This window comes from Streptomyces sp. NPDC087300 (assembly GCF_044744425.1).
GTDB lineage: Bacteria > Actinomycetota > Actinomycetes > Streptomycetales > Streptomycetaceae > Streptomyces.
Genome location: NZ_JBIUYI010000020.1, coordinates 73,092 through 80,098, shown reverse-complemented (window position 1 = coordinate 80,098; position 7,007 = coordinate 73,092). Strand labels below are relative to the sequence as shown.

The 7,007-nt window shown below is 74.8% G+C and carries 1 protein-coding gene; it reads right to left on the bottom strand.

Annotated elements, in window-relative coordinates; all coding sequences use genetic code 11:
- Nucleotides 1–7,006: SDR family NAD(P)-dependent oxidoreductase (locus ACIO9J_RS42310; protein WP_402010955.1), on the bottom strand; the 7,006-nt coding region annotated here is incomplete at its 3' end.
- Nucleotide 7,007: the final 1 nt, after the last annotated feature.

The window sequence follows — 7,007 nt, the reverse complement described above, 5'->3', positions numbered from 1 at the left end:
CCCACAACGCCGGCTGCACCACATCCACCCGCTCCAACGCGGCCTCATCGCCCAGCACCTCGCGCAACGACCAGTCCACATGCGCGGACAACGCCTCACCACACGCGTCCAGCGACGCACGGAACACCGGTGAAGATGCGGCCAGTTCAGCGCCCATCCCCAGCCACTGCGAACCCTGACCCGGGAACACGAACGCGACCTTGCCCGCCGCACGCGCCACACCCACCGCGACCCGCGCCGACTCCCCACCACCAGCAACAGCGGCGAGCGCGTCAGCACCACCCGCCACCACCACAGCACGATGATCGAACACCGACCGCGACAACAACGCATCCGCCACGGGGGCGGGTCCCAAGTCAGCGACGGCTGAGGTGAGTTGCGCCGCATGGGCGCGCAGCGCGGTCTCCGTACGCGCGGAGAACACCAGCGGGACCGGACCAGAGACCGGCGCCGGGTCGACCGGCGTCTCCTCGGGTGCCTGCTCGATGATGGTGTGGGCGTTCGTGCCGCTCACGCCGAACGACGACACGCCCGCGCGGCGCGGCCGGTCGAGCGTCGGCCAGGGCCGGGTCTCGGTCAGTACGTCGACCTCGCCCGCCGACCAGTCAACGTGCGGGGAGCGTTCGCCGACGTGCAGGCTCTTGGGCAGTTCGGCGTGGCGCAGGGCCATCACCATCTTGATGACGCCGCCGACACCCGCCGCGGCCTGGGTGTGGCCGATGTTGGACTTCAGCGAGCCGAGCCACAGGGGCTCCCCCGCGCGGTCCTGGCCGTAGGTGGCGAGCAGGGCCTGGGCCTCGATCGGGTCACCGAGGGTGGTGCCGGTGCCGTGCGCCTCGACCACGTCCACGTCGGAGGTGGTCAGGCCCGCGTTCGCCAGTGCCTGGCGGATGACGCGCTGCTGGGAGGGGCCGTTCGGGGCGGTCAGGCCGTTGGACGCGCCGTCCTGGTTGACCGCGGAGCCGCGTACGACGGCGAGGACGGGGTGTCCGTTGCGGCAGGCGTCCGAGAGGCGTTCCAGGACGAGCATGCCCACGCCCTCGCCCCAGCCGGTGCCGTCCGCGTCGGCGGAGAACGCCTTGCAGCGGCCGTCGGGGGCCAGGCCGCGCTGACGGCTGAACTCCACGAACGTCGCCGGGCTCGCCATCACGGTCACGCCGCCCGCGAGGGCCAGCGTGCACTCGCCGGAGCGCAGCGCCTGGGCCGCGAGGTGCATCGCGACCAGGGACGACGAGCACGCCGTGTCCACGGTGACCGCGGGGCCTTCGAGGCCGAACACGTACGACACTCGGCCGGACGCGACGCTGCCCGAGCTGCCGACGCCGAGCTGGCCCTCGAAGCCCTCCGGGGAGCGCCCGAGCCGTGCGGCGTAGTCGTTGTACATCACACCGGCGAACACGCCGGTCGCGCTGCCGCGCAGCGCCTTGGGGTCGATGCCGGCCCGCTCGAACGCCTCCCAGGAGGTTTCGAGGAGCAGCCGCTGCTGCGGGTCGACGGCGAGCGCCTCGCGCGGCGACATGCCGAAGAACGCCGGGTCGAACGCGGCGGCGTCGTAGAGGAATCCGCCCGACTTGACCGTGCTGGTGCCCATGTTCTCGGGGTCGGGGTCGTAGAGCGCCTCGACGTCCCAGCCGCGGTTGTCCGGGAAGTCGGACACCGCGTCGCGGCCGCCTGCGACCAGGTGCCACAGGTCCTCGGGCGAGCTCACCCCGCCGGGGTAGCGGCAGCTCATGCCGACGATGGCGATCGGCTCGTCGTCGGCGGCGGCCGTGCGGACGATCGCCGTCCGCGTCTCGTCGTCGCCGAGCAGCGTGGCGCGCAGGTGCTTCGCGAGCGCCAGGGGCGTCGGGTAGTCGAAGACCAGCGTGGCGGGCAGGCGCAGGCCGGTGGCCGCGTCGAGGCGGTTGCGCAGTTCGACCGCGGTGAGCGAGTCGAAGCCGAGCTCGTCGAAGGCCCGCTCCGCCTCCACCGCGGCGGCGGACGCGTGGCCGAGCACGGCGGCGACACAGGTGCGTACGACGTCGAGCAGCGCGGGGAGGCGCTCCTCGACCGGCAGTGCGGAGATCCGTGCCGCCAGGCCGCCTTCGGCCTTGGCGGCCTCGGGGCGCGCCGTGCGCACCAGCGCGCGCAGCAGCGGCGGGACGGTCTCGGGGCGGGCCCGCAGCGGCGCCAGGTCGAGGCGCATCGGTACGGCGACGGCCGACGGCAGCGTGAGCGCGGCGTCGAAGAGGCGCAGTCCCTCGTCGGCGGAGAGCGCGGTGACGCCGGCCCGTGCGAGGCGGCCGCGGTCGGTCTCGGCCAGCTCGTCGGTCATGCCGCTCGCGTCCGCCCACAGGCCCCAGGCCAGTGACGTCGCGGGCAGGCCGGTGGCGCGGCGGTGCTGGGCGAGCGCGTCCAAGTACGCGTTGGCCGCTGCGTAGTTGGCCTGGCCCGCGTTGCCGAAGGTGCCCGCCGCGGAGGAGAACAGGACGAACGCGGACAGGTCCATGTCCTGGGTCAGCTCGTGCAGGTGACTGGCCGCTTCGGCCTTGGGCCGGAACACGGTGTCGATCCGCTCCGGTGTCATCGACTCGATGACGCCGTCGTCCAGTACGCCCGCCGCGTGCACGACGGCCGTCACGGGGTGCTCGGCGAGGAGCGCCGCCACCGCGTCGCGGTCGGCCACGTCGCAGGCCACGGCGTTGACTTCGGCGCCAAGGGCCTCCAACTCGCCGTGGAGTGCGCCTACTTGGCCGCGCCTGCTGGCGAGGACCAGACGCCGTACGCCGTGCTCGGTGACCAGGTGGCGTGCCACGAGGCCGCCGAGCATGCCGCTCGCGCCGGTCACGAGGACCGGCCCGGCGCCGAAGTCCGGCTCGCCGTCCGTCTCGGGACGGGCGCGTACGAGCCTCGGGACGAGCAGTTCGCCCCCGCGCAGGGCGAGTTGGGGCTCGTCGGTCGCGACGGCGCCCAGCAGGGTGTGGGCCGTGTCCGTCTCCGCCAACCAGTCGATGTCGGTGTCGACGAGCACGAACCGGCCGGGGTGCTCGGACTGCGCCGCGCGGACGAGGCCCCACAGCGGGGCGTCGGTCAGGCCGGGTACCTCGTCGTCGGGGCCTGCCGCCACCGCGCCGCGCGTGACGAACACCAGGCGCGCGGAGGCGAACCGGTCGTCGGCGAGCCAGGCACGCACCAGGGCCAGAGCCAGGTGCGTCGCCTCCGCCGGGTTCGCGGCCCGAGGCGCGGGGGCGAACACGAGGTCCGGCACCCCGTCCCCCGCCAGCGCGTCCAGGTCCGTGTCCGTCAGGACCGCCCAGCGGGTCGAGGGCGCCTCGGCGGGGCGCACCTGCGTCCAGTCGAGCCGGAACAGCGAGTCGAGGCGGTCGCCGGTGAGTCCGTCGGCGGCCAGGGGCCGCAGCGACAGTTCCTCGACGGAGGCGACGGGGGCGCCCGTGCCGTCGGTCAGGGCGATCGCGACGCCCGAGGTGCCCGCCGGGGAGAGCCGTCCGCGCAGCGCGGACGCGCCGCTGCTGTGCAGGTGGACGCCGCGCCACGAGTAGGGCAGGTGCAGCCGCTCCGTGTCGGCGACGAAGCCGCCGAGTCCGATGGCGTGCAGCGCGGAGTCGAGCAGCGCCGGGTGCAGTCCGAAGGAGCTCGCGCTGTCCTGGTCGGGCAGCTCCAGCTCGACGAACACCTCGTCGCCGCGCCGCCAGGCCGTGCGCAGCCCGCGGAACGCGGGACCGTAGCCGAGGCCCGACTCCGCGAGCGCGTCGTAGCGGCCCTCGATGTCGACGCGTTCGGCTCCGGCGGGCGGCCAGGCGCCGGTGTCGGCGGCCGGGGCCGCCGCTCCCGTGCCGAGGGTGCCGGAGGCGTGCCGGGTCCACGGCTGGTCGTCGGGCGCGTCGTCGGTCCGCGAGTAGACGCTCAGCGTGCGGCGCCCGGACGCGTCGGGGGCGCCGACCGACACCTGGAGCCGTACGGCGCCGTCCGTCGGCAGGACCAGCGGCGCCGCGAGCGTCAGTTCCTCGACGTGGTCGAGCCCGACCTGGTCGCCCGCCCTGACCGCGAGCTCCAGGAGCGCGGCGCCGGGCACGAGGACGACGCCGCCGACGGTGTGGTCGGCGAGCCACGGGTGGGTGGCCATGGAGAGCCTGCCGGTGAGCAGGGCGCCCTCCTCGTCGGCCAGGGTGACCGCGGCGCCCAGGAGCGGGTGGTCGGCGGGGCGCAGGCCCACCGAGGTCACGTCGCCGACGTGGGCGCCGACGTCCAGCCAGTACCTGGTGCGCTGGAAGGGGTAGGTGGGCAGGTCGGTGCGCCGGGCGCCGCGGCCCGCGAACACCGCCTGCCAGTCGAGGGCGACACCTTCGACGTGCAGGGCGGCGACCGCAGAGGTGAGCGTGGCGCCCTCGGACCGGCCCGCCCGCGCCCCCGCGACGAGCACCGCGCCCTCGTCGGCGCAGTCGCGGCCCGCGGCGGTGAGGACCGCGTCGGGGCCCAGCTCCAGGAAGCTGGTGACGCCGTGCTCCCCCAGGGTGCGTACGCCGTCGTGGAACCGCACCGCCTGGCGTACGTGGCGCACCCAGTGTTCGGGGTCGCGCGCCTGCGCCGGGGTGAGGACGGCGCCGGTCAGCGTGGAGACGATGGGGATCGCCGGGGTGCCGTAGTCGATGCCGCGGGCGACGGCGCGGAAGTCGTCGAGGACGGCGTCCACGTGCGGCGAGTGGAACGCGTGGCTGACCCGCAGGTACCGGGTCTTGCCGCCGCGCTCGCGCCAGGCGGCGTCGATCGCGGCCACGGCGTCGGCGTCACCCGCGATCACCGTGGACTCGGGGCCGTTGACCGCCGCGACGTCCACCGTGCCGCCGTGCTCGGCGACGAGGCCGCGCACGGTGTCCTCGTCGGCGCGCAGCGACAGCATCGCCCCGCCCTCGGGCAGCGCGCCCATCAGCCTGCCGCGGGCGGCGACGAGGGTGCACGCGTCGGCGAGGGAGAACACGCCCGACACATGGGCGGCCGCGAGTTCGCCGATGGAGTGGCCCGCGAGGAACTGCGGGCTGAGGCCCCACGCGGTGACGAGGCGGAACAGCGCCACCTCGACGGCGAAGAGGGCGGGCTGGGTGTAGGTGGTCCGGTCGAGCAGGGCGGCGTCCGCGGTGCCCTCCTCGGCGAAGAGCACGTCCCGCAGCGGCCGGTCCAGGTGCGGGTCGAGGCCCGCGCAGACCTCGTCGAGGGCCTGGGCGAACACGGGGAACTCCGCGTACAGCTCGCGGCCCATGCCCGCCCGCTGGCTGCCCTGTCCGCTGAACAGGAAGGCGAGCTTGCCGCGCGAACCCACGGTGCCGCGCACCAGGTTCGGCGCCTCGCCGCCGCCGGCCAGGGCGGTGAGACCGCTCAGCAGCTCCGCGCGGTCCGTGCCGACGACGGCGGCCCGGTGCTCCAGGGCGGTCCTGGTCACGGCGAGCGAGTAGCCGACGTCCACGGACGTGTCGTCGCTGCCGTCCAGGTGGGACAGGAGGTCGGCGGCGCGCTCGCGCAGGGCCTCGGGGTCGTTGCCGGAGAGCACCCACGGCACGGCGTCGGCGTGCACGGGGTCGGCCAGTTCGGCGGGCCCGGCCAGCTCGTCGTCCTGCTCCCCTTCGGCCTCGTCGGCCGGGGCCTGTTCGAGGACGACGTGGGCGTTGGTGCCGCTGATGCCGAACGACGACACGGCGGTCCTGCGCGGCTGGCCCGTGCGCGGCCACGGCCGCCCCTCGGTGAGGAGTTCCACGGCGCCCGCCGACCAGTCGACGTGCCGGGAGCGCTCGCCGACGTGCAGGGTCGGCGGCAGCACGCCGTGCCGCATCGCCATGACCGTCTTGATCACTCCGGCGACGCCCGCGGCGGCCTGGGTGTGGCCGATGTTGGACTTCACCGAACCGAGCCACAACGGGCGTCCCGCGGGGCGGTCCTTGCCGTACGTGGCGAGCAGGGCCTGCGCCTCGATGGGGTCGCCGAGCGTGGTGCCGGTGCCGTGCGCCTCGACCGCGTCGACCTGGTCGGCGGTCAGCCCGGCGCTCTCGAGCGCCTGGCGGATGACGCGCTGCTGCGAGGGGCCGTTGGGCGCGGTGAGGCCGTTGGACGCGCCGTCCTGGTTGACGGCGGAACCGCGCACGATGCCGAGCACGGTGTGGCCGTTGCGCCGGGCGTCGGAGAGCCGCTCAAGGAGCAGCATGCCCGCGCCCTCGCCCCAGCCGGTGCCGTCGGCGTCGTCGGAGAACGACTTGCACCGGCCGTCGGCGGCGAGGCCGCGCTGCTTGCTGAAGCCGATGAAGGTGTCCGGGGTCGCCATCACGGTGACACCGCCCGCCAGGGCGAGCGTGCACTCGCCCGAGCGCAGCGCCTGGGCCGCCAGGTGCAGCGTGACCAGGGAGGACGAGCAGGCGGTGTCGACCGTGACGGCGGGGCCCTCCAGGGCGAACGTGTACGACACGCGGCCCGAGGCGACGCTGCCGAAGCTGCCGGTGCCGAGGAAGCCCTCGACGCCCTCGGGCACCGAGCGCAGCCGCGACGTGTAGTCGTGGTACATCACTCCGGCGAACACGCCGGTCCTGCTGCCGCGCAGCGCGGACGCGTCGATCCCGGCCCGCTCGAACGCCTCCCAGGAGGTCTCCAGGAGCAGCCGCTGCTGCGGGTCCATCGCGAGGGCCTCGCGCGGCGATATCCCGAACACGCCGGGGTCGAACTCGGCGGCGTCGTGCAGGAATCCGCCCTCGGTGCGGAACGCGCGGTCGGGGTCCTCGGGGTCGGACAGCTCGACGTCGCCCCAGCCGCGGTCGGCGGGGAACTCCGTCACGCCGTCACGGGCGTTCGCGACCAGGTCCCACAGGTCCTCGGGGGAACGTACGCCGCCGGGGTAGCGGCAGCTCATGCCGATGATCGCCACCGGCTCCTGCTCGCCCTCCTCGACCTCGCGCAGGCGCCTTCGGGTGTCGCGCAGGTCGGCGGTGACCCGCTTCAGGAAATAGCGGAGCTTGTCCTCGTTGTCCATC